The sequence below is a fragment of the Pseudomonas oryzihabitans genome, from assembly GCF_024652905.1.
Classification (GTDB): domain Bacteria; phylum Pseudomonadota; class Gammaproteobacteria; order Pseudomonadales; family Pseudomonadaceae; genus Chryseomonas; species Chryseomonas benzopyrenica.
The window spans coordinates 2366573-2393160 of sequence record NZ_CP102428.1 but is presented as its reverse complement, the minus strand read 5'-3'; the positions used below and the strand labels follow the sequence as shown (position 1 = coordinate 2393160).

General features: G+C 64.3%; 27 protein-coding genes. 18 read left to right on the top strand and 9 right to left on the bottom strand.

The window, feature by feature from the left end:
* Nucleotides 1-65 precede the first annotated feature (65 nt).
* From lptB to NRG74_RS11160, 4 genes are all read right to left on the bottom strand, one after another.
* A complete protein-coding gene (lptB, locus tag NRG74_RS11175; protein WP_017640054.1) occupies nucleotides 66-794 on the bottom strand; it encodes an LPS export ABC transporter ATP-binding protein in 729 nt (242 codons plus the stop codon).
* A complete protein-coding gene (gene lptA / locus NRG74_RS11170; RefSeq protein ID WP_017640055.1) occupies nucleotides 791-1333 on the bottom strand; it encodes a lipopolysaccharide transport periplasmic protein LptA in 543 nt (180 codons plus the stop codon). Before lptA ends, lptB begins: the two co-directional genes overlap by 4 nt.
* Entirely contained in the window at nucleotides 1320-1892 is a 573-nt protein-coding gene (lptC, locus tag NRG74_RS11165; RefSeq protein ID WP_007159515.1) for an LPS export ABC transporter periplasmic protein LptC, read from the bottom strand. Before lptC ends, lptA begins: the two co-directional genes overlap by 14 nt.
* A gap of 81 nt (nucleotides 1893-1973) precedes the next feature.
* Entirely contained in the window at nucleotides 1974-2948 is a 975-nt protein-coding gene (locus tag NRG74_RS11160; RefSeq protein ID WP_068383733.1) for a KpsF/GutQ family sugar-phosphate isomerase, read from the bottom strand.
* Nucleotides 2949-3152: 204 nt separating this feature from the next.
* Between NRG74_RS11160 and NRG74_RS11155 the strand changes: the two genes are divergently transcribed.
* The 10 genes from NRG74_RS11155 to hisC all read left to right on the top strand — a co-directional run bounded on the left by NRG74_RS11155 (nucleotide 3153) and on the right by hisC (nucleotide 11143).
* Complete coding sequence (locus NRG74_RS11155; protein ID WP_257706524.1) at nucleotides 3153-3962, top strand: ATP-binding cassette domain-containing protein; 810 nt, start codon at nucleotides 3153-3155, stop codon at nucleotides 3960-3962.
* Nucleotides 3962-4756 (top strand): lipid asymmetry maintenance ABC transporter permease subunit MlaE, encoded by a 795-nt coding sequence (gene mlaE / locus NRG74_RS11150; protein ID WP_017640058.1) that lies wholly within the window; start codon nucleotides 3962-3964, stop codon nucleotides 4754-4756. The genes NRG74_RS11155 and mlaE overlap by 1 nt, the downstream gene beginning before the upstream one ends.
* The gene (gene mlaD / locus NRG74_RS11145; RefSeq protein ID WP_007159511.1) at nucleotides 4756-5232 is read left to right on the top strand and encodes an outer membrane lipid asymmetry maintenance protein MlaD; all 477 of its coding nucleotides are present in this window, start codon (nucleotides 4756-4758) and stop codon (nucleotides 5230-5232) included. The genes mlaE and mlaD overlap by 1 nt, the downstream gene beginning before the upstream one ends.
* A gap of 14 nt (nucleotides 5233-5246) precedes the next feature.
* Nucleotides 5247-5897, top strand: coding sequence for an MlaC/ttg2D family ABC transporter substrate-binding protein (locus tag NRG74_RS11140; RefSeq protein WP_257706522.1), 651 nt, complete (start codon nucleotides 5247-5249; stop codon nucleotides 5895-5897).
* Nucleotides 5894-6208 (top strand): STAS domain-containing protein, encoded by a 315-nt coding sequence (locus NRG74_RS11135; protein ID WP_257706520.1) that lies wholly within the window; start codon nucleotides 5894-5896, stop codon nucleotides 6206-6208. The genes NRG74_RS11140 and NRG74_RS11135 overlap by 4 nt, the downstream gene beginning before the upstream one ends.
* Nucleotides 6209-6281: 73 nt before the next feature.
* A complete protein-coding gene (locus NRG74_RS11130; protein ID WP_007159508.1) occupies nucleotides 6282-6521 on the top strand; it encodes a BolA family protein in 240 nt (79 codons plus the stop codon).
* Nucleotides 6522-6543: 22 nt separating this feature from the next.
* Complete coding sequence (gene murA / locus NRG74_RS11125) at nucleotides 6544-7809, top strand: UDP-N-acetylglucosamine 1-carboxyvinyltransferase (protein WP_017640061.1); 1266 nt, start codon at nucleotides 6544-6546, stop codon at nucleotides 7807-7809.
* A gap of 9 nt (nucleotides 7810-7818) precedes the next feature.
* Nucleotides 7819-8451, top strand: a complete 633-nt coding sequence (gene hisG, locus NRG74_RS11120; protein ID WP_007159506.1) for an ATP phosphoribosyltransferase — start codon at nucleotides 7819-7821, stop codon at nucleotides 8449-8451.
* A 320-nt stretch (nucleotides 8452-8771) separates the two neighbouring features.
* On the top strand, nucleotides 8772-10091 hold the full coding sequence (gene hisD, locus NRG74_RS11115) for a histidinol dehydrogenase (RefSeq protein ID WP_257706519.1): 1320 nt from the start codon (nucleotides 8772-8774) through the stop codon (nucleotides 10089-10091).
* On the top strand, nucleotides 10088-11143 hold the full coding sequence (hisC, locus tag NRG74_RS11110; RefSeq protein WP_173150463.1) for a histidinol-phosphate transaminase: 1056 nt from the start codon (nucleotides 10088-10090) through the stop codon (nucleotides 11141-11143). The genes hisD and hisC overlap by 4 nt, the downstream gene beginning before the upstream one ends.
* Before the next feature lie 13 nt (nucleotides 11144-11156).
* On the opposite strand, the gene NRG74_RS11105 is transcribed toward hisC, so the two are convergent.
* Nucleotides 11157-12278, bottom strand: coding sequence for a S1C family serine protease (locus tag NRG74_RS11105; protein ID WP_173150465.1), 1122 nt, complete (start codon nucleotides 12276-12278; stop codon nucleotides 11157-11159).
* Nucleotides 12279-12393: 115 nt separating this feature from the next.
* Here NRG74_RS11105 and NRG74_RS11100 point away from each other — a divergent pair, with 115 nt between their 5' ends.
* The 3 genes from NRG74_RS11100 to cysN all read left to right on the top strand — a co-directional run bounded on the left by NRG74_RS11100 (nucleotide 12394) and on the right by cysN (nucleotide 16132).
* Nucleotides 12394-13149 carry a Nif3-like dinuclear metal center hexameric protein gene (locus tag NRG74_RS11100; protein WP_257706518.1) on the top strand — a complete coding sequence of 252 codons (756 nt, stop codon included), beginning with the start codon at nucleotides 12394-12396 and terminating at the stop codon, nucleotides 13147-13149.
* Nucleotides 13150-13314: 165 nt separating this feature from the next.
* Entirely contained in the window at nucleotides 13315-14232 is a 918-nt protein-coding gene (cysD, locus tag NRG74_RS11095) for a sulfate adenylyltransferase subunit CysD (protein ID WP_257706517.1), read from the top strand.
* Nucleotide 14233: 1 nt separating this feature from the next.
* Nucleotides 14234-16132, top strand: a complete 1899-nt coding sequence (gene cysN, locus NRG74_RS11090; protein WP_093250291.1) for a sulfate adenylyltransferase subunit CysN — start codon at nucleotides 14234-14236, stop codon at nucleotides 16130-16132.
* A 51-nt stretch (nucleotides 16133-16183) separates the two neighbouring features.
* On the opposite strand, the gene NRG74_RS11085 is transcribed toward cysN, so the two are convergent.
* Nucleotides 16184-16498 carry a hypothetical protein gene (locus NRG74_RS11085; RefSeq protein ID WP_007159499.1) on the bottom strand — a complete coding sequence of 105 codons (315 nt, stop codon included), beginning with the start codon at nucleotides 16496-16498 and terminating at the stop codon, nucleotides 16184-16186.
* A gap of 211 nt (nucleotides 16499-16709) precedes the next feature.
* On the opposite strand from NRG74_RS11085, the gene NRG74_RS11080 reads away from it, so the two are divergent.
* The gene (locus NRG74_RS11080) at nucleotides 16710-18344 is read left to right on the top strand and encodes a Na+/H+ antiporter (protein WP_173150474.1); all 1635 of its coding nucleotides are present in this window, start codon (nucleotides 16710-16712) and stop codon (nucleotides 18342-18344) included.
* On the opposite strand, the gene dapC is transcribed toward NRG74_RS11080, so the two are convergent.
* The 3 genes from dapC to map are packed head-to-tail and all read right to left on the bottom strand — an operon-like array spanning nucleotide 18341 to nucleotide 23066.
* Nucleotides 18341-19534: a succinyldiaminopimelate transaminase gene (gene dapC / locus NRG74_RS11075; protein ID WP_257706516.1), complete on the bottom strand. Its 1194-nt coding sequence runs from the start codon at nucleotides 19532-19534 to the stop codon at nucleotides 18341-18343. The genes NRG74_RS11080 and dapC overlap by 4 nt on opposite strands.
* A gap of 39 nt (nucleotides 19535-19573) precedes the next feature.
* The gene (locus NRG74_RS11070) at nucleotides 19574-22273 is read right to left on the bottom strand and encodes a [protein-PII] uridylyltransferase (protein WP_257706515.1); all 2700 of its coding nucleotides are present in this window, start codon (nucleotides 22271-22273) and stop codon (nucleotides 19574-19576) included.
* 10 nt (nucleotides 22274-22283) lie between these two features.
* Nucleotides 22284-23066 carry a type I methionyl aminopeptidase gene (gene map, locus NRG74_RS11065; RefSeq protein WP_017639057.1) on the bottom strand — a complete coding sequence of 261 codons (783 nt, stop codon included), beginning with the start codon at nucleotides 23064-23066 and terminating at the stop codon, nucleotides 22284-22286.
* A gap of 287 nt (nucleotides 23067-23353) precedes the next feature.
* On the opposite strand from map, the gene rpsB reads away from it, so the two are divergent.
* The 4 genes from rpsB to frr all read left to right on the top strand — a co-directional run bounded on the left by rpsB (nucleotide 23354) and on the right by frr (nucleotide 26582).
* Entirely contained in the window at nucleotides 23354-24091 is a 738-nt protein-coding gene (gene rpsB, locus NRG74_RS11060) for a 30S ribosomal protein S2 (protein ID WP_017639056.1), read from the top strand.
* Between the two features lie 131 nt (nucleotides 24092-24222).
* Nucleotides 24223-25092, top strand: a complete 870-nt coding sequence (gene tsf / locus NRG74_RS11055; RefSeq protein ID WP_017639055.1) for a translation elongation factor Ts — start codon at nucleotides 24223-24225, stop codon at nucleotides 25090-25092.
* Nucleotides 25093-25284: 192 nt separating this feature from the next.
* A complete protein-coding gene (gene pyrH, locus NRG74_RS11050) occupies nucleotides 25285-26028 on the top strand; it encodes a UMP kinase (protein WP_017639054.1) in 744 nt (247 codons plus the stop codon).
* Nucleotides 26025-26582 carry a ribosome recycling factor gene (gene frr / locus NRG74_RS11045; protein ID WP_007159491.1) on the top strand — a complete coding sequence of 186 codons (558 nt, stop codon included), beginning with the start codon at nucleotides 26025-26027 and terminating at the stop codon, nucleotides 26580-26582. Before pyrH ends, frr begins: the two co-directional genes overlap by 4 nt.
* The last annotated feature ends 6 nt before the right edge of the window (nucleotides 26583-26588 follow it).

Genomic DNA, 26588 nt, shown 5'->3' with positions numbered 1-26588 from the left:
CGCCACCGAACCTCGCGAACCCTGCGAGCGTTAGCAAATTATATGCCTTGTTTCCCCGGGTTTGCCTAGAGGCGGAATTCGTGGCCCAGATAGACTTCCTTCACCAGGTCATTGGCGAGGACTTCTTCGGCGGTACCCTCGGCGATGAGCTGGCCATCGTTGACGATGTAGGCCGTTTCGCAGATGGTCAGGGTTTCCCGCACGTTGTGGTCGGTGATGAGCACACCGATACCCTTGGCCTTGAGGTGGCGGATAATCTGCTTGATGTCACCCACCGAGATGGGGTCCACACCGGCGAAGGGTTCGTCCAGCAGGATGAACTTGGGCGCGGTGGCCAGGGCGCGGGCGATCTCGACGCGGCGACGCTCGCCACCCGACAGGCTCATGCCGCGGTTGTCGCGGATATGGGTAATATGGAATTCCTGCAACAGGCTTTCCAGCTCGCGCAGACGGCCGGCCTTGTCCAGGTCCTTGCGGGTTTCCAGGATGCCGAGGATGTTGTCGGCCACGGTCAGCTTGCGAAAGATCGAGGCTTCCTGCGGCAGGTAACCGATCCCGGCGCGGGCACGACCGTGCATGGGCAGCGCGGTAACATCCTGATCGTCGATCAGCACGCGGCCCTGATCGGCCTTGACCAGGCCGACGATCATGTAGAAACAGGTGGTCTTGCCGGCGCCGTTCGGACCGAGCAAGCCGACGATCTGACCGCTGTCGATGCTGACGCTGACGTCGCGAACGACCTGACGACCCTTGTAGCTCTTGGCCAGATGCTGGGCTTTGAGCGTAACCGTCATTGTCCCTGCCCCGACTGCTGCTGATCCTTGGGCTGGATGACCATGTCGATCCGCGGCCGCGGCGTAGTGACCTTGCTGCCATTGGCGCGACCGGCATTGACGATCTGGCGCTGGGTGTCGTAGACGATCTTCTCGCCTTCGAAGGTGTTGCCCTGTTGGACCACCTTGGCCTGGTCGATCAGAATGATGCGATTTTCCTGGGCGAAATACTGGATGGTCAGACCATAGGCCTTGACGATGTCCTTGTCCGCCGAAGGCTTCTGCTCGTAGTAGGCTGGCTTGCCCACTGCGGTGGCGACCTTGATGTTGCCCTGGTTGTCCTGGGTCAGGGTCACCGTATTGCCGGTGATCTTCATGCTGCCCTGGGTGATGACCACGTCTCCGCGGTACACGGCCACGCCCTGCTTGTCGTCGAGCTCGGCGCTGTCGGCCTGCACGCGGATCGGCTGGGTGCGATCGGTCGGCAGGGCCCAAGCCGCGGCACTGCCAAGGGTGGCGCCGAGGGTGAACAGGAAGGGGAGGGTTTTAACGAACCTCATGCTGGCCTCTTACGTTGGACAGCAGGAGCATTCTGCCGTCTTCTAGATACGCTTTCATGCCATTGGCCGTGGTCACCCCATTGGCGGCCTCGATTCTAACGGCTTGCTCGGTTTGCGCATATTGTTTGTCAGGAAAGACGGTCATGCGGGTGGTGGTCAACACCACCGGGCGGCCTTTCTCATCGGTACGCTCGACGCGCACGTCATCGATCAGCTCCGCCTGACTGCCACCGGGGGCGACCTCGGCGCGGGCACTGCGAATGTGCCAGGGATAGTCGGTGCCGCGAAAGGCCAGCATGTCGGGACGGGTCACCAGGGTGACGTCGGTCGCCTTGACGTGTTCGCTGCGCTCGGCCTTGAGTTCGTACTGGATCTTGCCGTCCAGACGATACTGGATCGTCCGGGTATTGAGGGCGTAGCCGTCGATGGCGCTGTCTTGCGGGGTCGACGATGCCGGAGCATCGACGAAGCGCTGCGGCAGGATGTTCCAGTAGCCGATCGCGATGAGCGCGGCGGCGATCAGGACCAACAGCACGGGGCGGCGCAAGCTGCGAAACATGAGGGTACCTGTGGTGGGCCGCACCAGGGCGGCGGGTTGAACACGAGAGTGCAGCGTATTAGTCGGGCAGTATAACCCGGCCTACAGCACCCCGGCGCGTAGCAGGTCACCCATGTTGAGGGCACCGATCGGGCGCCGCTCGTCATCGATCACCACCAGCGCGTTGATCTTGTGCTCCTCCATGATCTTCAACGCCTCGGCCGCGAGCATCGGCGCCCTGGCGGTTCGACCACCGCGGGTCATCACGGTTGCGATGGGCGTGGTGCGCACATCGATGCCGCGATCCAGGGCACGACGCAGATCGCCGTCGGTGAAGATGCCGGCGAGACGGCCATCGGCGGCGAGCACGCTGGTCATGCCCAGCCCCTTGCGCGACATCTCCAGCAAGGCATCGGACACCAGGGTGTCTTCGCCGACCTGCGGCAGGTCGGCGCCGGCATGCATGACGTTTTCCACCTTGAGCAGCAGGCGCCGGCCCAGGGCGCCGCCCGGGTGGGAAAAGGCGAAGTCCTCGGCGGTGAAGCCGCGGGCCTCGAGCAGGGCGATGGCCAAGGCATCGCCCAGCACCAGGGCGACGGTGGTGGAGGAGGTGGGTGCCAGATTGAGCGGGCAGGCCTCGGTGGCGACGCTGGTGTCCAGGTTGACGTCCGCGGCCTTGGCCAGCGGCGAGGCGGGATTGCCGGCAAAGCTGATCAAAGGGACGCCCAGGCGCTTGATCAGCGGCAGCAGGGTCAGGATCTCACTGGAGGTGCCCGACTGGGAGATGGCGATGATGACGTCATCGCGGGTGATCATGCCCATGTCGCCATGGCTGGCTTCGGCCGGATGCACGAAGAAGGCCGGGCTGCCGGTGCTGGCCAGGGTCGCGGCGATCTTGTTGCCGACATGCCCGGATTTGCCCATGCCCAGGACCACGATACGCCCACGGCAGGCGAGCAGGTGGCGACAGGCGGCGGCAAAGCTTGCGTCGATGCGTTCGCCCAGGGCGGCCACGGCCACTCGCTCTACATCTATGGTGCGCTTGGCGGAAGCGATGAAATCTATTGAGTCGGGCATGGGTCAGAAGGCAGGTGACGGGACAATCGGAAATTATATGCGCAAAGCCGCGACACTCAGCAACGCCGCCTGCAGCTTGGAAGTCTCATCGGCAACGAATGCTATAGTGCCGCCCTTTTGCCGGGGCCGCCACACACGAGCATCGCGTGCCCTGAAGCGGCGGAGCGGCGTCTCCCTGCACAGAGTTGAACGTTAGGAGTCTTGATGACCGTCGATAGCCCGTACGCCGTGGAGTTGAAGGGTGTTTCCTTCAAGCGCGGCACGCGTCTCATCTACGACCGCGTCGATATCCGCATCCCGCGGGGCAAGGTCACCGGGATCATGGGACCGTCCGGCAGTGGCAAGACCACTCTGTTGCGTCTCATCGCCGCCCAGTTGCGGCCGAGCAGCGGCGAGATCTGGGTCAATGGCGCCAATCTGCCGCAGCTGTCCCGGGGCGAACTGTTCGAGATGCGCCGGCAGATGGGCGTGCTGTTCCAGAGTGGCGCGTTGTTCACCGACCTCAATGTGTTCGAGAACGTGGCCTTTCCGCTGCGCGTGCACACCAAGCTGCCCGAGGAGATGATCCGCGATATCGTCCTGCTCAAGTTGCAGGCGGTGGGGTTGCGTGGCGCCGTCGAACTGATGCCGGACGAGCTGTCGGGTGGCATGAAGCGCCGGGTCGCCCTGGCGCGGGCCATTGCCCTGGATCCGCAGATTCTCATGTACGACGAGCCCTTCGTCGGCCAGGACCCCATCGCCATGGGTGTGTTGGTGCGCTTGATCCGCCTGCTCAACCAGGCCCTTGGATTGACCAGCATCGTGGTCTCTCACGACCTGGCCGAGACCGCCAGCATCGCCGACTACCTCTATGTGGTGGGCGACACCAAGGTGCTGGGGCAGGGCACGCCGAAGGAATTGCGCGAATCGCCGGATCCGCGGGTTCGCCAGTTCATGCAGGGCATCCCCGATGGCCCGGTACCCTTCCACTATGCCGCGCCGGATCTGCGCGATGCCTTGCTGGGGAAACACTGATGCGTAAGGTCTCCGCCGTGGAGCGGATTCGTCGGCTGGGCCGAGCCGGGCTGGACGTCGTGGCGGCCATCGGCCGCTCGGTGATCGTCCTGCTGCTGGCGGTGTTCGGTCGCGGTGGCGTGGGCAACGGCCTGCAGCTGCTGGGCAAGCAACTCTATTCGGTGGGCGTGATGTCGCTGCCGATCATTGTGGTGTCGGGCTTCTTCATCGGTATGGTGATCGCCCTGCAGGGCTACAACATCCTGGTCAAGTACGGTTCCGAGCAGGCCGTGGGGCAGATGGTGGCCCTGACCCTGCTGCGCGAACTTGGCCCGGTGGTGACCGCGCTGCTGTTCGCCGGCCGGGCGGGTTCCGCCTTGACCGCCGAGATCGGCAACATGAAATCCACCGAGCAGCTGTCCAGCCTGGAAATGATCGGCGTGGATCCGCTCAAGTACATCGTCGCGCCGCGTTTCTGGGCCGGTTTCATTTCCATGCCGTTGCTGGCCGCCATGTTCAACGTGGTGGGCATCTGGGGCGCGGCCATGGTCGCCATCGATTGGCTCGGCGTCTACGACGGCTCCTTCTGGGCCACCATGCAGAACAGCGTGATGCTCAGCGACGTGCTCAATGGCGTGGTCAAGAGCCTGGTGTTCGCCTTCGTGGTGACCTGGGTCGCCGTCTTCCAGGGGTATGACTGCGAGCCGACCTCCGAAGGCATCGGTCGCGCCACCACCCGTACCGTCGTCTATGCGTCGCTTGCCGTGCTCGGCCTCGACTTCATTCTTACCGCCCTGATGTTTGGAGATCTCTGATGCAAACCCGCACCCAGGAAATCGGTGTCGGACTCTTCCTGCTGGCCGGCGTGCTCGCACTGCTGCTGCTGGCACTGCGGGTAAGCGGTCTGACGATGAGCGACCACCACGATACCTACAAGGTCTACGCCTACTTCGACAACATCGCCGGTCTCACCGTGAGATCGCGGGTGACCATGTCGGGCGTGACCATCGGCAAGGTCACCGCCATCGATCTCGACCGCAACAGCTACCGCGGTCGGGTCACCATGCAGATCGACAAGCAGGTGGACAACCTGCCGACCGACTCCATCGCCTCGATCCTGACCGCCGGCCTGCTCGGCGAGAAGTACATCGGCATCAGCGTGGGCGGTGACGAGCAGGTGCTCAAGGAGGGTTCGACCATTCGAGATACACAATCCTCGCTGGTTCTCGAAGACCTGATTGGCAAATTCCTGCTCAACTCGGTCAATAAAGACTCTTCCGCCAATAAATGATGAGAGGCTTCTCCATGCTCAAGCTACTTCGTCACGGAGTGATCGCGATCCTGGCCCTGCTGCCGCTGGTGTCCCAGGCGGCGCCCTCGGCCCATGACGTCATCCAGCAGACCACCAGCACGCTGCTCAGCGACCTTGAGACCAATCGCGACCGGTATCGCAGCAGCCCGGAAGCCTTCTACGAGTCGCTCAACAATATCCTCGGTCCGGTGGTGGATGCCGAAGGCATCTCGCGCAGCATCATGACTGTGCGCTACAGCCGCAGCGCCTCGCCCGAGCAGATGGCGCGCTTCCAGGAAAATTTCAAGCGCAGCCTGATGCAGTTCTATGGCAATGCGCTGCTGGAGTACAACAACCAGGGCATCCGCGTGCTGCCTGAAGGTCCGTCCGACGGTCCCGACCGCACCAGCGTGGGCATGGAGGTCAAGGGCAACAATGGCGCCGTGTATCCCGTGCAGTACAGCATGGTCAAGCAGGGCGACGAGTGGAAGGTCCGTAACGTCATCATCAACGGCCTGAACCTCGGCAAGTTGTTCCGTGACCAGTTCGCCCAGGCGATGCAGGAGAACGGCAACGACCTGGACAAGACCATCAACAACTGGGCGGGCACCGTGGCCAAGGCCAAGGACTCTCCCGAGGCCCAGAAGGCCAAGGTCGGTTCGTGAGTCGCGCCGCCGTCACCGGCGAGGGCGCCCGACTGCAGCTGTCGGGCGTGCTCGATCACGCCAATGTACCGGCCCTGCGTGAGCAGGGCCGGGCACTGATCGGTCAGGGCAGTGGGCCGCTGGTGCTCGACTGCGCTGGCATAGAGCGCTCCAACAGTGCCGGATTGGCGCTGTTGCTGGCCTGGCTGCGCGATGCCCAGGCCGCGGGGCGCCCGCTGACCATCGCCGGTCTGCCCTCCGAGTTGCGGCAGATCGCCGAGGTCTCGGATGCCCTGGAGTTGCTGCCCCTGGCGGACGACGCTCACGGCTAACGGTCATCGCAGTCGCCGTACAGCCGGTTTTTTTGTATGATCGCCGGCTGTACTAGATTGCCGAGGTGCCGCCATGCAGGCCCAAGAAGTCAAAAGCCTCCTGGAGGCAAAACTGGCCGATACCCAGGTCGAAGTGGAAGGCGAGGGCTGCAACTTCCAGCTCTACCTGATCAGCGACGAGCTCCAGGCACTCAGCCCGGTCAAGCGTCAGCAGCAGGTCTACTCCCACCTCCAGCCGCAGATCGCCGATGGCAGCATCCATGCTGTCACCATGAAATTCTTCACCCGTGCTGCCTGGGCCGAACGCGCCTGATTCGCAGCGCCGAGAACTCGCTATGGACAAACTGATCATTACCGGCGGCAACTGCCTGAACGGTGAAATTCGCATTTCCGGGGCCAAGAATTCGGCCCTGCCGATCCTGGCCGCGACCCTGCTCGCCGACACTCCGGTGACCATCGCCAACCTGCCGCACCTGCACGACATCACCACCATGATCGAGCTGTTCGGTCGTATGGGCGTCCAGCCGGTGATCGGTGAAAAGCTCAACGTCGAGGTGGATGCCTCCAGCATCAAGACCCTGGTCGCGCCCTATGAGCTGGTCAAGACCATGCGCGCGTCGATCCTGGTGCTGGGCCCGATGGTCGCCCGCTTCGGCGAGGCGGAAGTCGCCCTGCCCGGCGGTTGCGCCATCGGCTCGCGTCCGGTCGATCTGCACCTGCGTGGCCTGGAGGCCATGGGCGCCAAGATCACCGTCGAAGGCGGCTACATCAAGGCGAAGGCGCCGGCCGGCGGCCTGCGCGGTGCCCACTACTATTTCGATACCGTCAGCGTGACCGGTACCGAGAACGTGCTGATGGCCGCTACCCTGGCCAAGGGCCGCAGCGTCATCCAGAACGCCGCCCGCGAACCCGAAGTCGTCGATCTGGCCAACTGCCTGATCGCCATGGGTGCCAACATCCAGGGCGCCGGTACCGACACCATCACCGTGGAAGGCGTCGAGCGCCTGGGTGGCGCCACCTATTCGGTGCTGCCGGACCGCATCGAGACCGGCAGCTACCTGGTCGCCGCCGCCGCCACCCGCGGTCGCGTCAAGCTCAAGGACACCGATCCGACCATCCTCGAGGCCGTGCTGGCCAAGCTGGAAGAAGCCGGTGCCCACATCGCCACCGGCAGCAACTGGATCGAGCTGGACATGAAGGGCAATCGCCCCCGCGCGGTCAACATCCGCACGGCGCCCTACCCGGCGTTCCCCACCGACATGCAGGCCCAGTTCATCTCCATGAACGCCGTCGCCGAAGGCACCGGTACCGTGGTCGAGACCATCTTCGAGAACCGCTTCATGCACGTTCACGAGATGGTGCGCATGGGCGCCAACATCGCCATCGAAGGCAATGCCGCCATCGTCACCGGCGTGCCCAGCCTCAAGGCCGCCCCGGTCATGGCGACCGACCTGCGCGCCTCGGCGAGCCTGGTCATCGCCGCCCTGGTGGCCGAAGGCGATACCCTGATCGATCGCATCTACCACATCGACCGCGGCTACGAATGCATCGAGGAGAAATTCCAGCTGCTCGGCGCCAAGATCCGTCGCACGCCCAAGTAAGGACCTCCGATGCTGACCATCGCCCTGTCCAAGGGCCGTATCCTCGACGACACCCTGCCGCTGCTAGCGGCGGCGGGGATCGCCCCGACCGAGAATCCGGACAAGAGCCGCAAGCTCATCATCCCGACCACCCAGGACGATGTACGGCTGCTCATCGTCCGCGCCACCGATGTGCCCACCTATGTGGAACATGGCGCCGCGGACCTGGGCGTGGCCGGCAAGGACGTGCTGATGGAATACGGCGGCGATGGTCTCTATGAGCCGCTGGACCTGCGCATCGCCCGCTGCAAACTGATGACCGCGGGCGCCGTGGGCGCTCCGGCGCCGCGTGGCCGGCTGCGGGTGGCGACCAAGTTCGTCAATGTCGCCAAGCGCTACTATGCCGAGCAGGGTCGTCAGGTCGACATCATCAAGCTGTACGGCTCCATGGAGCTTGCACCGCTCGTGGGGCTGGCCGACAAGATCATCGACGTGGTCGACACCGGCAATACCCTCAAGGCCAACGGACTCGAACCCCAGGAGCTGATCGCCCATATCAGCTCGCGCTTGATCGTCAACAAGGCCTCGATGAAGATGCAGCATGGCCGTATCCAGGCCCTCATCGAGACCCTGAGACACGCCGTCGAGGCGCGCGGTGCCTGAGAACCTGTTCAAAGCCTGCTGCGCGTCGGCCAAACTGCGTTAAAAATGGCTTCGGAATGCTCATTTACCACTCGTAAACTCGTTCGCGAGCCCGGTCCGCTTCCTCAGCTATTTTCGCGGGGCCGCCTAGGCCTTGTTTGTCTCTAGCTCGCGAGACTTTGAACAGGCTCTACGTCCTGGCCGGCATGCCGAATGCCGGTCAAGGCTGCTTCCATCCCTCCAGCTTCGCCTATCCGTGCCATAGCCAAATTGTCGGGCGCCCACACGGAACCGGCTGTTACTCTCGGGCGCCCCTTTCGCTCTCCTGAAGAGGATCCGCCATGACCGCTCCGCTCGCCATCCGCCGACTTGCCGCCGCCGCTCCGGATTTCGCCGAGCATCTGGATCATCTGCTGAGCTGGGAAGGGGTGTCCGACGCCGACATCAACCAGCGGGTCCTGGCGATCATCGCCGACGTGCGCCACCAGGGCGACGCCGCGCTGCTCGAATACACCCGGCGCTTCGATGCCGTCGAGGCGACCGCCATGAGCGATCTCATCCTGCCGCGCGCGCGTCTGGAAGAAGCCCTGACCCGCATCACGCCGGAGCAGCGCACCGCGCTGGAAGCCGCCGCCGAGCGCGTTCGTCGTTATCACGAAAAGCAGCGCCAGGATTCCTGGCAGTACCAGGAGGCCGACGGCACCGTGCTCGGCCAGCAGGTCACCCCGCTGGATCGTGCCGGGCTCTATGTGCCGGGGGGCAAGGCCTCCTATCCCTCCTCGGTGCTGATGAACGCCATCCCCGCCAAGGTCGCCGGCGTAAAGGAAGTGGTCATGGTGGTGCCCACGCCCCGCGGCGAGGTCAACGAACTGGTGCTGGCCGCCGCCGCCCTGGCCGGTGTCGATCGCGTCTTCACCATCGGCGGCGCCCAGGCCGTGGCCGCCCTGGCCTATGGCACCGAAAGCGTACCCCCGGTGGACAAGATCGTCGGCCCCGGCAACATCTATGTCGCCACCGCCAAGCGCCACGTGTTCGGCAAGGTCGGCATCGACATGATCGCCGGCCCGTCGGAGATCCTGGTGGTCTGCGACGGCCAGACCGATCCCGACTGGATCGCCATGGACCTGTTCTCCCAGGCCGAGCACGACGAGGACGCCCAGGCCATCCTGGTCAGTCCGGACGGCGCCTTCCTCGACGCCGTGGCGGAAAGCATCGCCCGCCTGCTGCCGGAGATGGAGCGCGCCGAGATCATCCGCGCCTCCCTGGAAGGCCGTGGCGCCCTGATCCAGGTCGCCGACATGGCCCAGGCCATCGAGGTGGCCAACCGCATCGCCCCCGAACACCTCGAGCTGTCGGTCGCCGAACCCGAGCAGTGGCTACCCAGCATCCGCCACGCCGGTGCCATCTTCATGGGTCGCTACACCGCCGAGGCCCTGGGCGACTACTGCGCCGGTCCCAACCATGTGCTGCCGACCTCGGGCACCGCACGGTTCTCCTCGCCGCTGGGCGTGTACGACTTCCAGAAGCGTTCCTCGATCATCCACTGCTCGGCCACGGGCGCTTCCGCGCTGGGCCGGGTCGCCTCGGTGCTGGCGCGTGGCGAGTCCCTGACCGCCCACGCCCGCAGCGCCGAATACCGTATTCAGGAGGAGCAGGCATGAGCGAGCTCTGGAGTCCCTTCGTCAAGAACCTGGTGCCCTATGTGCCGGGTGAGCAACCCAAGCTGACCAACCTGGTCAAGCTCAACACCAACGAGAATCCCTACGGTCCGTCACCGCGGGCGCTGGACGCCATTCGCGCCGCGGCCACCGACGACCTGCGCCTCTATCCCGACCCCAACGGTCAGGCGCTGAAGGATGCCGTCGCCCGCTACTACGGCCTCCAGAGCGACCAGGTGTTTGTCGGCAACGGCTCGGACGAGGTGCTGGCGCACATCTTCCTGGGTCTGTTCGGCCATGGCCGCCCGATCCTGTTTCCGGACATCAGCTACAGCTTCTATCCGGTCTATTGCGGCCTCTACGACATCGCCTTCGAGACGCCGGCGCTGGACGAGGATTTCCAGATCGTCCCCGAGGACTATCTGCGCCCCAATGGCGGGATCATCTTCCCCAACCCCAATGCGCCGACCGGCAGCGCCCTGGCGCTGGACGCCATCGAGCGCATCGTCGCCGGCAACCCGACCTCGGTGGTGGTGGTGGACGAGGCCTATGTCGACTTCGGGGCCGAGTCCGCGGTCGCCCTGATCGAGCGCCATCCCAACCTGGTGGTGACCCAGACGCTGTCCAAGTCCCGTTCGCTGGCCGGTCTGCGGGTAGGGCTGGCCCTGGGACAGGCGCCGCTGATGGAAGCCCTGGAGCGGATCAAGAACAGCTTCAACTCCTATCCGCTGGATCGCCTGGCCCTGGCCGGCGCGACCGCGGCCTTCGAGGATCGCGCCTATTTCGACGAGACCTGCCGGCAGGTGATCGAGAGTCGCGAAGCGCTGATGGGCGAGTTGCTGGAGCGCGGCTTCGAGGTCCTGCCCTCGGCCGCCAACTTCATCTTCGCCCGGCATGTGCAGAAGGGTGGGGCGGCGCTGGCCGCGAGCTTGCGCGAGCACGGCGTCATCGTGCGCCACTTCAGCCGCCCCGAACGCATCGCCGACTTCCTGCGCATCACCATCGGCACGCCGGCGCAGAATCAGGCGCTGATCACGGCCCTCGACATCCTCTGAGTCTCGTTCGCGGCTAGCGCGCCTTCTCCATCAGAGGGCGCATCCCGACGGTCACCTTGACCTGCACGGTCTTGTCCTGGCGCAGCACCTCGATGGGGATGCTGTCGCCGGGCTGCTTGCGGGCGATCTGGTTCATCGCCAGCCGGCCGTCCCTGATCGGTTGGCCAGCCAGCTTGACCAGCACGTCGCCTGCGCGCAGACCGCCCTTGTGCGCCGGTCCATCGGGATCGATGTCGGTCACCACGATGCCCTGGTCGACCTTGAGGCCATAGGTCTTGACCAGCTCCGGGGTGATCACCTCCACCGCCACGCCCAGCCAGCCACGGATGACCTGGCCGTGCTGGATGATCGAGCGCATGACCTCCATGGCCAGCTTGATCGGGATGGCGAAGCCGATGCCCTGGGAGCCGCCGGAAAGGATGGCGGTGTTGATGCCGATCAGATTGCCGCTGGCGTCCACCAGCGCCCCGCCGGAATTGCCCAGGTTGATCGCCGCATCGGTCTGGATGAAGTCCTCGTAGGTATTGAGACCCAGCTGGTTGCGACCGGTGGCGCTGATGATGCCCATGGTCACCGTCTGGCCGACGCCAAAGGGGTTGCCGATGGCCAGCACCACGTCACCGATGCGGATGGCGCTCGAATCGCCCACCGAGATGGCCGGCAGATTGGGCAGGTCGATCTTCAGTACGGCGAGGTCCGTGGCGGGATCGCTGCCGATCAGCTTGGCCAGGGTCTGGCGGCCGTCGGCCAGCGCCACCACGATGGACTCGGCGTCCAGGGTCACGTGGTTGTTGGTCAGCAGATAGCCGTCATGGCTCATCAGCACGGCGGAACCCAGGCTGAGTTCTTCCACCGGCTTGGTCGCGCCTTTGCGATCGCTGGCCGTATCTCCGGCCTTGCCCGGCTTGGCCGCCTTGGTCGAGCGCAACGACACCACCGCGGGCGCGGCGCGACTGGCCGCGTCGGCGTAGGAAACCGGTCCCTCCTGGCGCGAACTGGCGGGCGCCTGGGCGGCCTCGAACAGCGGCGGCTGGGCGGGCAGGCCGAGCCACTGGGGATAGCGCTGCATGATCAGGGCTGCAACGAGCAGACCGCACAGCACGGGCCAGCCGAGATAACGCAAAGCCTTGTACATCGATCACATCCTTGAATTTGTCCACCCGGGGTGCGCCGGATAAGCTGGCGGCCATTATAAGGAGCGGCGCCAGCCGAAGACACGCTGGCGCCGCCAACGAGGAGGTAAGCCGCACGTGACCCTGTCCCTTGAGCAACTGGTAGAGACCGCCGACCGCTACCTGGAATCGGCCCGGATCCAGGATTATTGCCCCAACGGCCTGCAGGTCCAGGGCCGCGAGCAGGTGCGCCTGCTGGTCAGTGGCGTTACGGCTTCCCAGCAGCTGCTGGACGCCGCCGTCGCCGCCGGTGCCGATGCCATCCTGGTGCACCATGGCTATTTCTGGAAAAACGAGGACGCCCGCCTCATCGGCATGAAGCACCGGCGGATCAAGACGCTGCTGAGCCATGACATCAGCCTGCTGGCCTACCACCTGCCCCTGGATGTCCATCCCGAGGTGGGCAACAACGTCCAGCTGGGACGCCGCCTGGGGCTGCAGGATATCCGGCCGCTGCCAGGGGATGCCAAGGGGCTCATCTGGCAGGGCGAGTTGCCGCAGGCGCAATCCGCCGCGGACTTCGGTCGGCAGGTGGCGGACGTGCTGCAGCGCGAGCCGCTGGTGGTCGACGGCGGGCGCTCGATCCGGCGCCTGGCCTGGTGCACCGGGGGCGCCCAAGGCTACATCGACCAGGCCATCGCCGCCGGAGTGGATGCCTACCTGACCGGCGAGGTATCCGAGCAGACGGTGCACAGCGCTCGCGAGAACGGGGTGAGTTTCTTCGCCGCCGGCCACCATGCCACCGAGCGCTATGGCGTGCAGGCGCTGGGCGATTATCTGGCCGCGCAGCTGGGTATCCAGCACCTCTTCATCGACTGCGACAATCCCGCCTGAGCGTCATAAGCATATAACTTCTGGATCTAGATGGCCTGGCGGGCCATAACCGTTGCCTATGGTAAGGTTGAGGTTCGTCCACGGCCCGCTCTGTCCGGGGTGTCCAGTCGACTGGACGCCGCAACGGACCTCTTCTAGGCCACCTTTCTGCAATCGTGAGTAGCCATGCTCGACAAACAGACGCACCTCAAACAGCTTGAGGCGGAAAGCATCCACATCATCCGTGAAGTGGCCGCCGAATTCGACAATCCGGTCATGCTGTATTCCATCGGCAAGGATTCGGCCGTGATGCTGCACCTGGCCCGCAAGGCCTTCTTTCCCGGCAAGCTGCCGTTCCCGGTACTCCACGTGGACACCGGCTGGAAATTCCAGGCCATGTACGAATTCCGCGATCGCATGGTCGCCGACATGGGACTCGATCTGCTGGTGCACAAGAATCCGGAAGGGGTCGCTCAGGGCATCAATCCCTTCACCCATGGCAGCGCCAAGCACACCGACATCATGAAGACCCAGGGCCTCAAGCAGGCGCTGGACAACTACGGCTTCGACGCGGCCTTCGGCGGCGCTCGCCGTGACGAGGAGAAGTCTCGCGCCAAGGAGCGCGTCTACTCCTTCCGCGACAGCAAGCACCGCTGGGATCCCAAGAACCAGCGCCCCGAGCTGTGGAACATCTACAACGGCAAGACCAACAAGGGCGAGTCGATCCGGGTCTTCCCGCTGTCCAACTGGACCGAGCTGGACATCTGGCAGTACATCTATCTCGAAGGCATCCCGATCGTGCCGCTGTACTTCGCCGCCGAGCGCGAGGTGATCGAGAAGAACGGCACCCTGCTCATGATCGACGACGACCGAATCCTCGAACACCTCTCGCCCGAGGAAAAGGCGCGCATCCACAAGCGCCAGGTGCGCTTCCGTACCCTTGGCTGCTACCCCCTGACCGGCGCGGTAGAGTCCCAGGCGACGACGCTGACGGACATCATCCAGGAGATGCTGCTCACCCGCACCTCCGAACGCCAGGGCCGGGTCATCGACCACGATGGCGCCGGATCCATGGAAGAGAAGAAACGTCAGGGGTATTTCTAAGATGTCGCACCAATCCGATCTGATCGGCCAGGACATCCTGGCCTACCTCGCGCAGCACGAACGCAAGGAGCTGCTGCGCTTCCTCACCTGCGGCAACGTCGACGACGGCAAGAGCACCCTGATCGGGCGCCTGCTGCACGACTCCAAGATGATCTACGAGGATCACCTGGAAGCCATCACCCGCGATTCCAAGAAGGTGGGGACCACCGGCGAAGAGGTCGATCTGGCGCTCTTGGTGGACGGCCTGCAGGCCGAGCGCGAGCAGGGCATCACCATCGACGTGGCCTATCGCTACTTCTCCACGGCCAAGCGCAAGTTCATCATCGCCGATACCCCCGGCCATGAGCAGTACACCCGCAACATGGCCACCGGAGCCTCCACCTGCGACCTGGCGATCATCCTGGTGGATGCCCGCTACGGTATCCAGACCCAGACCCGTCGGCACAGCTACATCGCTTCGCTGCTGGGCATCAAGCACATCGTGGTCGCCATCAACAAGATGGACCTGCTGGGCTTCGACCAGGCGGTGTTCGAGCGCATCAAGGACGACTACCTGGCGTTTGCCCAGCGCATCGAGCTGGGTGCCAAGGATATCCACTTCGTTCCCATGTCGGCGCTCAAGGGCGACAACGTGGTGAACCGCAGCGAGCAGACGCCCTGGTACAGCGGCAAGCCGCTGATGGAAATCCTCGAGACCGTGGAGATCGCCGCGGATCGTAACCTCGATGACCTGCGCTTCCCGGTGCAGTACGTCAATCGCCCCAACCTCAACTTCCGCGGTTTCGCCGGGACCCTTGCCTCGGGCGTGGTCACCAAGGGCGATGCCGTGGTGGTCCTGCCGTCGGGCAAGGGCAGCCGGGTCAAGTCCATCGTCACCTACGAAGGCGAGCTGGAGCAGGCCGGTCCCGGCCAGGCGGTGACCCTGACCATGGAAGACGAGATCGACATCTCCCGGGGCGACGTCCTGGTGCATGCCGACAACCGTCCCCAGGTGACCGACAGCTTCGAGGCCATGCTGGTGTGGATGGCCGAAGAGCCCATGCGCCCGGGTAAGAAGTACGACATCAAGCGCGCCACCAGCTATGTGCCGGGTTCGCTGCCGAGCATCGTGCACACGGTGGACGTCAACACCCTGGAACGCGGCGCCGCCAGCGAGCTCAAGCTCAACGAGATCGCCCGGGTCAAGGTGGCTCTGGATTCCGCCATCGCCCTGGACGGCTATGGCGTCAACCGCACCACCGGCGCCTTCATCGTCATCGATCGCCTGACCAATGGCACCGTGGGCGCCGGCATGATCATCGCCGAGCCGGTGGGCAATGCCGGTCATGGCCAGGGCGCGCACCAGTTGCACGTCGCCACCGGGGAGCGGGCAGCACGTTTCGGTCAGCAGCCCACCACGGTGCTCTTCACCGGCCTTTCCGGTGCCGGCAAGACCACCCTGGCCTATGCCCTGGAGCGCCGGCTGTTCGATGCCGGTCGCGCGGTCTTCGTGCTGGATGGCCAGAATCTGCGCCATGACCTGAATAAGGGCCTGCCGCAGGATCGCGCGGGTCGTCGCGAGAACTGGCTGCGGGCGGCCCAGGTGGCCCGGCAGTTCAACGAGGCGGGCCTGATCGCCCTCGCGGCCTTTGTCGCGCCCGATGCCGAGGGCCGCGCCCAGGCCCAGGCGCTGATTGGCGCCGAGCGTCTGCTGACCGTGCATGTCAAGGCATCGCCCAAGGCCTGTGCCGAGCGCGATCCCCAGGGACTCTACACGGCCGGTGGCGACAACATCCCAGGCATCTCCTTTGCCTACGATGCGCCGGAAGACGCCGATCTGGTGATCGATACCGAGCAGCTGTCGGTGGAGGAGGGGGTCCAGCAGATCCTCGACGTGCTCCGTCGACGCCAGGTGATCTAAGGCCTGCAGCCATGAAAAAACCCGCCTTTCGGCGGGTTTTTTCATGGACCTTTACCAGCGCGGCGGCGGACCGTAGTAATAGGCGCCGGGCGGTGGGCCGTAGTACACGGGGCGCGGTTCCACCACGCGATATTCGTAGACCGGTGCCGGTTCGTAGTAGACCACGCGCGGCGGCGGGGGCGGCGGTGGCCCTTCGACATAGACCGGTTCGCGGGCATAGGAATGGGAGACGATGGCTCCGCCGACCACGGCGCCTACCACGGCACCGAGAAAGGCCGGACCGGGCCCACGACCGTGGGCGGACGCCTGACCGGCGATGGCGAGGCAGCCGGCAAGCACCACGACTTGAGTGATGCGACGTAGCATGATCATTCTCCTGCGACCCGGGGAAATGAAACCGGGTATGTCTATCAGACCGCAACGGCGGCGAGTCGCCTAGATGGACTCGGGTAAAGTTTCGGTAAAACCAAATCCGGGGACATCAGTCCCAACAACGCGAGGTCGACGTGTCCCCACTCCCGCGGGACGCATCTCCTGTATCTGGTACCGCGACCGGTGCCCTGACCACGAGACCACCGTGCAGATTCTCTATACCGCTCTGATCCTCTTGCTGATGGTGGGTGCCACCCGACTCAGCGCCCATCTCATCCCTATCCCGCTACCCCTGATCCAGGTGGTGGTCGGTGCCTTGCTCGCCTGGCCCACGCTGGGGCTGCATGTCGCCCTGGACCCCGAACTCTTTCTGCTGCTGTTCATCCCGGCGTTGCTGTTCTCCGATGGCTGGCGCATGCCCAAGCGGGAATTCTGGCGGCTGCGCCGGCCGATCTTCGTGCTGGCTTTCGGCCTGGTATTCCTCACGGTGCTGGGCGCCGGCTGGTTCCTGCACTGGATGCTGCACCTGCCCTGGGCGGTGGCCTTCGCCCTGGCGGCGGTGCTGTCGCCCACCGATGCCGTGGCGGTGTCCAGCATCGTCCGCGGCCGGCTGCCCAGCGCCTTGCTGCACGTGATCCAGGGTGAGGCCCTGCTCAACGACGCCTCGGGTCTGGTGACCTTCAAGTTCGCCGTGGCGGCGGCCCTGACCGGTGCCTTCTCGTTGAGCCAGGCCAGCCTGGAATTCGTCATCGTCGCGGTGGGCGGCGTACTGGTCGGCGGGGTGCTTAGCTGGCTGGTGGGTCGCGCGCGCGCCTGGATGGTGGTGAAGCGCGGTTGGAGCGATGCTGCGCCCCATGTCGTCTTCATGCTGTTGCTGCCCTTCGCCGCCTATGTGCTGGCGGAGCGACTGGGGGTCTCGGGCATCCTGTCCGCCGTGGCCGCCGGGATGATGCAAAGCCGGGTCGACATGCTGCCCCGGCAGACCGCCACCCGCCTGCTCAATCACAGTGTCTGGGGGCTGGTGGAGTTCGCCTTCAACGGCCTGGTGTTTCTGATCCTGGGCCTGCAGCTGCCCGACATCCTGGCGGCGGCGCTGCCGGCGTCCCAGGCGCTTTGGCCGGCCGCGGGCTGGCTGACGCTCTATGTGCTGGGTGCCTATGCGGTGATCATGGCCATTCGCTTCGGGGTCATCCTCGGCTATTGGCACCTGACCCAGCCCGGCAGCGGCCCTATCACCATCGCCGGAGATCCTCGGCTGATCGCCGCCATCGCCTCCCTCAGCGGTGTGCGCGGCGCCGTGACCCTGGCCGGTGTGCTGTCGCTGCCGCTGCTGCTCTCGGATGGCACGCCCTTTCCCCTGCGTGACGTCCTAGTGTTCATCGCCGCCGGGGTGATCCTGCTGTCACTGGTGGTGGCGAGCATCGGCATACCGCTGCTGCTGGCGCGGCTGCCGGAACAATCCAACGACCTGCTGGAGCGGGAGCGCTGCGAGGTGCGGATCAATGCCGCCCGGGCCGCCATCGTGGCCCTGGAAGACGTGGAGTCGAGCGACACCGACGAGCCGGCGCGGGCGGCGCTGCAGGCGGAGATCAAGGCTGGCATCATCGCCGAATTCCGCGACGAGCTGAGTTCCGCCGATGACAGCGAGGACGCCCGTTCCCTGGCGCGCCTGCGGGATAGCCTGGACGGCGAGCTGCGCCTGCTCGCCATCCGCGCCCAGCGTCGCGAACTCTATCGACTGCGGATCGCCGGGGTGATCGATGACCTGGTGGTCAGCGAGTTCCTGCGCGAACTGGACATCCAGGAGACCGCGCTGATGCGCGATCAGGGCAATCGCTAGCCCTGGCAGAAGCGGCGGATGCGCTCCGCTGCTTCCACGCACTCGGCCAGCGGGGCGACCAGCGCCATGCGGATCCGTCCGGCGCCCGGGTTGACGCCCGCGACCTCTCGCGATAGATAGGAGCCCGGCACAACGGTCACGTGCTCACGGGCGAACAGATCGCGGGCGAAGGCTTCGTCATCGCCCGGGGTCTTGGCCCAGAGATAGAAGCCACCGTCCGGCAGTGACACCTCCAGGCTGCCCTGCAGGATATCCAGCACGGCGGCGAACTTCTGCCGATAGAGTTCGCGGTTCTCGCGGACATGGGCCTCGTCCTGCCAGGCCACCGCACTGGCCTTCTGCACCTGCACCGGCATGGCGCAGCCATGGTAGGTGCGATAGAGCAGGAAGCGCTTGAGGATGGCGGCATCGCCCGCGACGAAACCCGATCTCATGCCCGGCAGGTTGGAACGCTTGGACAGACTGTGGAAGACCACGCAGCGGGCGAAGTCGCTGCGACCCAGTTCGGCGCATGCGGTCAGCAGGCCGGGTGGCGGGCTGGCTTCGTCGAAATAGAGTTCGCTGTAGCACTCGTCGGCGGCGATCACGAAGTCGTGGCGATCGGCCAGGGCGATGAGCTTTTTCAGCGTTGCTACAGGCAGCAGAGCACCGGTCGGGTTGCCGGGCGAGCACAGGAACAGCAGCTGGCAGCGTTGCCAGATCTCGTCCGGCACGCTGTCGAAGTCGGGGTTGAAACCCTTGTCCGCCAGGCAGGGCAGGTAATGCGGCTCGGCGCCGGCCAGCAGGGTCGCGCCTTCATAGATCTGATAGAAGGGATTGGGACTCAGCACCAGGCCGCGCTTGCTGCGATCCACCACCGCCTGGGTAAAGGAGAACAAGGCTTCCCGGGTGCCGGTCACCGGCAGCACGTGGCGCGCCGGATCCAGCCAGCCCTCGGGTACGCCGAAGCGCTGGCCGGCCCAGCTGGCGATGGCCTCGCGCAGCTCGGCGATGCCCAGGGTGGTCGGGTAGACCGCCAACTGATCCAGGTTCGCGGTCAGGGCCTCGGCGACGAAGGCCGGTGACGGATGCTTGGGCTCGCCGATCGACAGCGGGATCGGCTTGATCGCCGCTGGCGGGGTCACGCCGGCGAGCAGGGCGCGCAGCTTCTCGAACGGATAGGGCTGCAGCAGGTCGAGGGTGGGATTCATCGTCGGGTGGTCCTTCGTTCGAGGCGTTAGATCAAGGCGCTAGATGCTGATGCGGCTGAGTGGCGCCTGGCTGTCTGACTCGCCCAGTTGCTTGATCAGGGCTTGCTGCAGGGCGCTGCACAGAGCGGGATCCGCCAAGGGGCGACCGTCGGCGTCGGTGACATAGAAGACGTCTTCCACGCGCTCGCCGAGGGTGGCGATCTTGGCGTTGAGCACGGACAGGTCGAAGTCGAGGAAGATCCGCCCCACCCGCGCCAGCAGTCCGGGTCGATCCGGTGCCGTCAGTTCGATCAGGCTCGCCGAGCGCGTGGTGTCGGTGTAGATGTTCACCTGGGGCGAGAAGGCGAAATGCTTGAGCTGGCGGGTCACGCGGCGGTTGATGATGCTCGGGTATTCCTCGGGATGCTTGAGCGCCTCGATCAGGCCACCGCGGATCTGGGCAATCCGCGCGGGATTGTTGCCGATCGAGCCACCATCGGTATCCAGCACGATGTAGGTGTCCAGGGTGAACTGGCTGCTGGAGGTGATGATGCGCGCGTCCTGAATGTTCAGGTTGAGCTGGTCCATCACCGCCACGGTCACCGCGAAGAAGTCGTGCTGGTCCGCGGCATAGATGAAGATCTGGGTGCCGCCTTCGGAATCCCGCTGGGTGGTCTCGCGGATCAGCACCAGGGGCTCCGCGGTATCGCCATGGCCGAGGATGGCCTCGGTGTGCCAGGCCACGTCCAGCGCGGTATGCCGCAGGAAATAGGTGTCGCCCAGCTGCGACCACAGCTGCTCGGCGTCATCGGCATCGATGCCGCGGCGCATCAGGGTATCGAGGGCCGATTGCTGGGTGCTGCGAATCTGCTCCTCGCGATTGACCGGATTCTCCAGGCCGCGGCGCAGGGCGCGCTTGGTCTCGGTGTAGAGCTGGCGCAGCAGGGTGGCGCGCCAGGAATTCCACAGCGACGGATTGGTCGCGGTGATATCGGCCACGGTGAGGACGTACAGATAGTCCAGGTGGGTGTGGTCACCCACCGTCAGGGCGAAGTCGTGGATCACCTGGGGATCGGAGAGATCCTTGCGCTGGGCGGTGGTGGACATCACCAGGTGGTTGCGCACCAGCCAGCTGACCAGGCGGGTATCCCATTCCGGCAGCTGGTGGCGGCGACCGAAGGCTTCCACGTCTTCCGCGCCCAGCTCCGAGTGATCGCCGCCGCGGCCCTTGGCGATGTCGTGGTAGAGACCGGCGATATAGATCAGCTCCGGCTTGGGCAGCTTGTGGATCACCCGCGTCGCCAGCGGATACTTCTCCGCCAGGACGTCGTAACTCATCTTGCGCAGATGCTTGATGAGATTGAGGGTGTGGGCGTCCACCGTATAGATGTGGAAGAGGTCGTGCTGCATCTGGCCGACGATCTGGCCGAACTCGGGCAGGTAGAGCCCCAGCAGTCCGTAGCGATTCATCCGCCGCAGATTGCGATGGATCCCGGATTCGCTCTTGAGCAGTTCGATGAACAGGCTGGTGTTGCGAATGTCCTGGCGGAAGGCGTCGTCGATCAGGTGACGGCTGTCGCGCAGCAGGCGGATGGTACCGGCACTGGGGCCCTTGACCGCCGGGTTCTGCGCCAGCAGGACGAACAGTTCCATCAGGGCGAAGGGCGTGCGCAGGAACACCTGCGGATGCACCACCTCCAGATAACCGTTGCGGATCTGGAATCTGTTGTTGATCGGCGTCACCGCGGCAGGTATCTGCTCGTCGCGCAGATTCACTTCCTCGAAGTGCTGCATGACCACGTCGCTGAGCTGGGAGACGTCCATCACCACCCGGTAGTACTTCTGCATGAAGCGCTCGACCGCTAGCTTGGCGTCGTTGTCCTCGTAGCCGAGCAGGTTGGCGATGCGTCGCTGGTGGTCGAACAGCAGGCGATCCTCCGGGCGACCGGCCAGCATGTGCAGGGCATAGCGAACCTTCCACAGGTACTCCTGCGCCGAGATCAGCAGGCTGCACTCGCTTTCGGTGAGAAAGCCCTGGCCCACCAGGGCCTGCAGGTTGAGGGTGCCGAATTGCCGCCGGGCGATCCACAGCAGCGTCTGGATGTCGCGCAGGCCGCCGGGCGAACCCTTCACGTTGGGTTCGAGGTTGTACTCGGTGTCGTTGTACTTGGCGTGCCGGGCACTCTGCTCGGCGCGCTTGGCCAGGTAGAAGGCGCGCCCTGGCCAGAGGTGCTCGACACTGGTGGCCGCGAGCATCGCTTGGCGCAGGTGCTCGGGGCCGGCAAGGGTGCGGCTTTCCATCAGGTTGGTGATGACCGTCAGGTCGGCGAGGGCTTCGGTGGTGCACTCGCGCAGCGATCTGACGCTTTGCCCCACCGCCAGGCCCACGTCCCACAGCAGGGTCAGGAAGCCTTCGATGGAGTCGCGGAAACGCTCTTGCTCCTCTTCGGCGAGCAGGATCAGCAAGTCGATGTCCGAATGCGGGTGCAGTTCGCCGCGACCATAGCCGCCGACCGCGAGCAGGGCGATGCCATCTTCCGGCCAATTGAAGCGATTCCAGGCCGCGATGAGCATCTGGTCGATGAACCAGGCGCGATCCTCGACCAGCCGGCGCACGCTGCGTCCGGCCAGAAAGCGGGCATCGAGGGTGGCGTTCGCGGCCCTGATGAATTTCTTGAAGGCCGCGAGGGGGCTGGCTTTCAGCGAAAGCTCAGCCTGGAACTGGCCGGCGTCGAACAACTCCGAATCGACCTGGGGCATGGGCGCTCACTCACGCAGAAACGCGGGGAAAGGTTTCGTCCTTTCTCAGGGTCAGGATCTCGTAACCCTGTTCGGTGACCAGCACCGTGTGTTCCCACTGCGCGGACAGCTTGCGGTCCTTGGTGATGGCGGTCCAGCCGTCGCCCAGCAGGCGGGTCTCGTAGCGGCCCTGGTTGATCATCGGCTCGATGGTAAAGATCATCCCGGCCTGCAGCTCGAGGCCGGTACCGGCACGGCCGTAATGCACCACCTGCGGCTCTTCGTGGAAGCCCTTGCCGATGCCGTGGCCGCAGTATTCGCGCACCACCGAGAAGCCGTTCTTCTCCGCATGCTTCTGGATGACTTCGCCGATATCGCCCAGGCGCGCGCCCGGGCGGACCAGCTCGATACCCTTGTAGAGGCATTCCTGGGTGATCTGACAGAGGCGGTCCGCCCACTCGGGCACGTCGCCCACCAGATACATCTTGCTGGTGTCGCCGTGGTAGCCGTCTTTGATCACGGTGATGTCCACGTTCATGATGTCGCCGCTCTTTAGCGGCTTGTCATTGGGAATGCCGTGGCAGACCACATGGTTGAGCGAGGTGCAGATGGATTTGGGATAGCCCTTGTAGTTCAGCGGGGCGGGGATGGCCTGCTGCACGTTGACGATGTAGTCGTGGGCCAGCCGATCCAGTTCTTCGGTGGTGATGCCGGGACGCACGTGCTCGTCCAGCATTTCGAGCACCTCGGCGGCCAGTTGGCCGGCGATGCGCATCTTGGCGATGTCTTCAGGGGTCTTGAGGATGACGGTCATCGGAAATCTCTAGGTATCACGCCGGGCGTTAGCTTTCGATCCGCTATTCTATCAGAGCCGTCGCCCGCGCTGTGGCTACCGGCGGTACCCCTGGATCTCCGCTAGGCGGCAATCGCCGCTGGTGGTATCCGGCAAGGCGTGATATAAAGTCGCGCGCTTTTTCGGGGCTATGCCCTCTAGCGCTCCTAACCCCACACACGCATCGACACGATGACCTGGGTGCTTCCCGATGGGAAGTTGGTCATTGGGATGCGTGGAGGCCCAACCCGACTACGAGGAACATCTAAATGTCTCAAGTCTCCATGCGTGACATGCTGAAAGCCGGCGTGCATTTCGGCCACCAAACCCGTTACTGGAACCCGAAGATGGGCAAGTACATCTTCGGCGCGCGTAACAAGATCCACATCATCAACCTCGAAAAGACCCTGCCGATGTTCAACGAGGCCCTGACCTTCGTTGAGCGCCTGGCGTCCGGCAAGAACAAGATCCTGTTCGTCGGCACCAAGCGCGCTGCCGGCAAGATCGTTCGCGAAGAAGCCGCGCGTTGCGGTCAGCCCTTCGTTGATCATCGCTGGTTGGGCGGCATGCTGACCAACTACAAGACCATCCGTGCCTCGATCAAGCGTCTGCGCGATCTGGAAGTCCAGTCCCAGGACGGTACTTTCGACAAGCTGACCAAGAAAGAAGCCCTGATGCGTACTCGCGACCTCGAAAAGCTCGAGCGCAGCCTGGGTGGTATCAAGGACATGGGCGGTCTGCCGGATGCCCTGTTCGTGATCGACGTTGATCACGAGCGCATCGCCATCACCGAAGCCAACAAGCTGGGCATCCCGGTAATCGGCGTCGTCGATACCAACAGCAGCCCGGAAGGTGTTGACTACATCATCCCCGGCAACGATGACGCCTTCCGCGCCGTTACTCTGTACCTGAGCAGCGTTGCCGATGCCGTGATCCGTGGCGGCAGCAACGGCGGTGCCAACGAGCAATTCGTCGAAGAAACCGCTGCCGAAGCCGTCGAGGGCTGAGCAGGTCGACCCTAGGGTCGAGCGGTTCGACGTGCGAGAAGGGGGCCTAGCCCCCTTTTTGCCTACTGGCGTTTCATTGGCTCCGTCTCCGTGCGGAGTGACCTCGAAACCGATTCAAGAGGATTTCAAACATGGCAGAAATCACTGCAGCCCTGGTCAAAGAACTGCGCGAGCGCACCGGCCAAGGCATGATGGATTGCAAGAAGGCCCTGGCCGCTGCCGGTGGCGACATCGAGAAGGCCATCGACGACATGCGTGCCGCTGGCGCCATCAAGGCCGCCAAGAAAGCCGGTAACGTGGCTGCCGAAGGCTCCATCGCGGTCAAGGTCGCTGACGACCACAAGGCTGCCGTCATCATCGAAGTCAACTCCCAGACCGATTTCCTGGCTCTGCAGGACGACTTCAAGGGCTTCGTCGCCGCCAGCCTGGACAAGGCCTTCGCCGAGAAGATGAGCGATGCCGCTCCGCTGATCGCCGCTCAGGAAAGCGCCCGTGAGGCCCTGGTCGCCAAGTGCGGCGAGAACGTCAACATCCGTCGCCTGACCCGCGTCGAAGGCGATGTCGTTGGCGCCTACCTCCACGGTCACCGCATCGGTGTGGTCGTTACCCTGCAGGGTGGCAGCGCCGAGTTGGCCAAGGAAATCGCCATGCACGTCGCGGCGAGCAATCCCCAGTTCCTGAATCCGTCCCAGGTTTCCGAAGAAGCTGTCGCCAAGGAAAAGGAAATCTTCCTGGCGCTGAATGCCGACAAGATCGCCGGCAAGCCGGAAAACATCGTGGAGAACATGGTCAAGGGTCGTATCAACAAGTTCCTGGCCGAAGCCAGCCTGGTTGAGCAGCCCTTCATCAAGGATCCGGAAGTCAAGGTCGGTGAACTGGCCAAGAAAGCCGGTGCCGAAATCGTTTCCTTCGTACGTTACGAAGTAGGCGAAGGCATCGAGAAGGCTGAAGTCGACTTCGCTGCCGAAGTCGCTGCCCAGCTGGCTGCCAGCAAGCAGTAAGCCCGGCATCCGCCGTTGACCAGGAGGCCGCCCGCTTCGAGCGCGCGGCCTCTTTGTCAAATTGGAAGGCAGGTCTGATTTCTCGTCTTCCAAGGAGTTTTTTGCCGATGGGAGTGAACGCAACTGCAGTTGCGCTTTCCTATCGCTGGATCAAAATCCCCCGCACATGTTCATCGCCACAGGAGAGAGTGAATGGCACAGCAGATGAGTGGTCGCCAACCCCGTTACAAGCGTATTCTGCTGAAGCTCAGTGGCGAAGCCCTGATGGGAAGTGAAGACTTCGGGATCGATCCGAAGGTGCTGGATCGCATGTCGCTGGAGATCGGCCAACTGGTGGGCATCGGTGTCCAGGTCGGTCTGGTGATCGGCGGTGGCAACCTGTTCCGCGGTGCGGCGCTGTCCGCCGTGGGTATGGACCGGGTGACCGGCGACCACATGGGCATGCTGGCTACCGTGATGAACGCCCTGGCCATGCGTGACGCCCTGGAACGCTCCAATATTCCCGCCACGGTGATGTCCGCCATCTCCATGGTCGGCGTGACCGACCAGTACGATCGCCGCAAGGCCCTGCGTCAGTTGAAGGATGGCGAAGTCGTCATCTTCTCCGCCGGGACCGGCAATCCGTTCTTTACCACCGATTCCGCCGCCTGCCTGCGCGCCATCGAGGTCGAAGCCGATCTGGTGCTCAAGGCCACCAAGGTGGATGGTGTATACACGGCAGATCCTTTCAAGGATCCCAATGCCGAAAAATTCGAGCGCCTGACCTACGACGAAGTGCTCGACCGCAAGCTGGGTGTCATGGACCTCACGGCCATCTGTCTCTGCCGTGACCACAACATGCCCCTGCGGGTTTTCAACATGAACAAGCCCGGCGCCCTGCTCAACATCGTGGTGGGCGGTGGTGAGGGCACCCTGATCGAGGAGGGAGCAGCATGATCAACGAGATCAAGAAGGATGCGCAGACGCGCATGACCAAGACCCTGGAAGCTCTGGGCCACGCCTTTGCCAAGATCCGTACCGGACGCGCTCATCCAAGCATCCTGGATAGCGTCATGGTGTCCTACTACGGTAGCGACACCCCGCTGCGCCAAGTGGCCAACGTCACCGTCGAGGATTCGCGGACCCTGGCCTTGAGCGTGTTCGACAAGAGCATGATCCAGGCGGTCGAGAAGGCCATCATGACCTCCGACCTGGGCCTCAATCCGGCCACCGCCGGCACCACCATTCGCGTGCCGATGCCGGCCCTGACCGAAGAGACCCGCAAGGGCTTCACCAAGCAGGCGCGTGCCGAGGCCGAGCAGGCGCGGGTTTCCGTGCGTAACATCCGCCGCGATGCCCTGGCTCAGCTCAAGGATCTGCTCAAGGAAAAGGAAATCAGTGAAGACGAGGATCGTCGCGCTCAGGATGAAGTCCAGAAGCTGACTGATAAATTCGTCGCCGAGGTGGACAAGGCTCTGGAGGCCAAGGAAGCCGACTTGATGGCTGTTTGACAACGG

Coding starts and splice junctions, on each gene's coding strand:
- murA (WP_017640061.1), top strand. CDS start 6,544: ATGGACAAACTGATCATTACCGGCGGCAACTGCCTGAACGGTGAAATT.
- NRG74_RS11155 (WP_257706524.1), top strand. CDS start 3,153: ATGACCGTCGATAGCCCGTACGCCGTGGAGTTGAAGGGTGTTTCCTTC.
- cysD (WP_257706517.1), top strand. CDS start 13,315: ATGCTCGACAAACAGACGCACCTCAAACAGCTTGAGGCGGAAAGCATC.
- frr (WP_007159491.1), top strand. CDS start 26,025: ATGATCAACGAGATCAAGAAGGATGCGCAGACGCGCATGACCAAGACC.
- mlaE (WP_017640058.1), top strand. CDS start 3,962: ATGCGTAAGGTCTCCGCCGTGGAGCGGATTCGTCGGCTGGGCCGAGCC.
- NRG74_RS11160 (WP_068383733.1), bottom strand. CDS start 2,948: ATGCCCGACTCAATAGATTTCATCGCTTCCGCCAAGCGCACCATAGAT.
- cysN (WP_093250291.1), top strand. CDS start 14,234: ATGTCGCACCAATCCGATCTGATCGGCCAGGACATCCTGGCCTACCTC.
- lptA (WP_017640055.1), bottom strand. CDS start 1,333: ATGAGGTTCGTTAAAACCCTCCCCTTCCTGTTCACCCTCGGCGCCACC.
- hisD (WP_257706519.1), top strand. CDS start 8,772: ATGACCGCTCCGCTCGCCATCCGCCGACTTGCCGCCGCCGCTCCGGAT.
- NRG74_RS11105 (WP_173150465.1), bottom strand. CDS start 12,278: ATGTACAAGGCTTTGCGTTATCTCGGCTGGCCCGTGCTGTGCGGTCTG.
- dapC (WP_257706516.1), bottom strand. CDS start 19,534: ATGAATCCCACCCTCGACCTGCTGCAGCCCTATCCGTTCGAGAAGCTG.
- hisC (WP_173150463.1), top strand. CDS start 10,088: ATGAGCGAGCTCTGGAGTCCCTTCGTCAAGAACCTGGTGCCCTATGTG.
- NRG74_RS11130 (WP_007159508.1), top strand. CDS start 6,282: ATGCAGGCCCAAGAAGTCAAAAGCCTCCTGGAGGCAAAACTGGCCGAT.
- NRG74_RS11140 (WP_257706522.1), top strand. CDS start 5,247: ATGCTCAAGCTACTTCGTCACGGAGTGATCGCGATCCTGGCCCTGCTG.
- NRG74_RS11070 (WP_257706515.1), bottom strand. CDS start 22,273: ATGCCCCAGGTCGATTCGGAGTTGTTCGACGCCGGCCAGTTCCAGGCT.
- NRG74_RS11085 (WP_007159499.1), bottom strand. CDS start 16,498: ATGCTACGTCGCATCACTCAAGTCGTGGTGCTTGCCGGCTGCCTCGCC.
- hisG (WP_007159506.1), top strand. CDS start 7,819: ATGCTGACCATCGCCCTGTCCAAGGGCCGTATCCTCGACGACACCCTG.
- rpsB (WP_017639056.1), top strand. CDS start 23,354: ATGTCTCAAGTCTCCATGCGTGACATGCTGAAAGCCGGCGTGCATTTC.
- pyrH (WP_017639054.1), top strand. CDS start 25,285: ATGGCACAGCAGATGAGTGGTCGCCAACCCCGTTACAAGCGTATTCTG.
- mlaD (WP_007159511.1), top strand. CDS start 4,756: ATGCAAACCCGCACCCAGGAAATCGGTGTCGGACTCTTCCTGCTGGCC.
- tsf (WP_017639055.1), top strand. CDS start 24,223: ATGGCAGAAATCACTGCAGCCCTGGTCAAAGAACTGCGCGAGCGCACC.
- lptC (WP_007159515.1), bottom strand. CDS start 1,892: ATGTTTCGCAGCTTGCGCCGCCCCGTGCTGTTGGTCCTGATCGCCGCC.
- lptB (WP_017640054.1), bottom strand. CDS start 794: ATGACGGTTACGCTCAAAGCCCAGCATCTGGCCAAGAGCTACAAGGGT.
- map (WP_017639057.1), bottom strand. CDS start 23,066: ATGACCGTCATCCTCAAGACCCCTGAAGACATCGCCAAGATGCGCATC.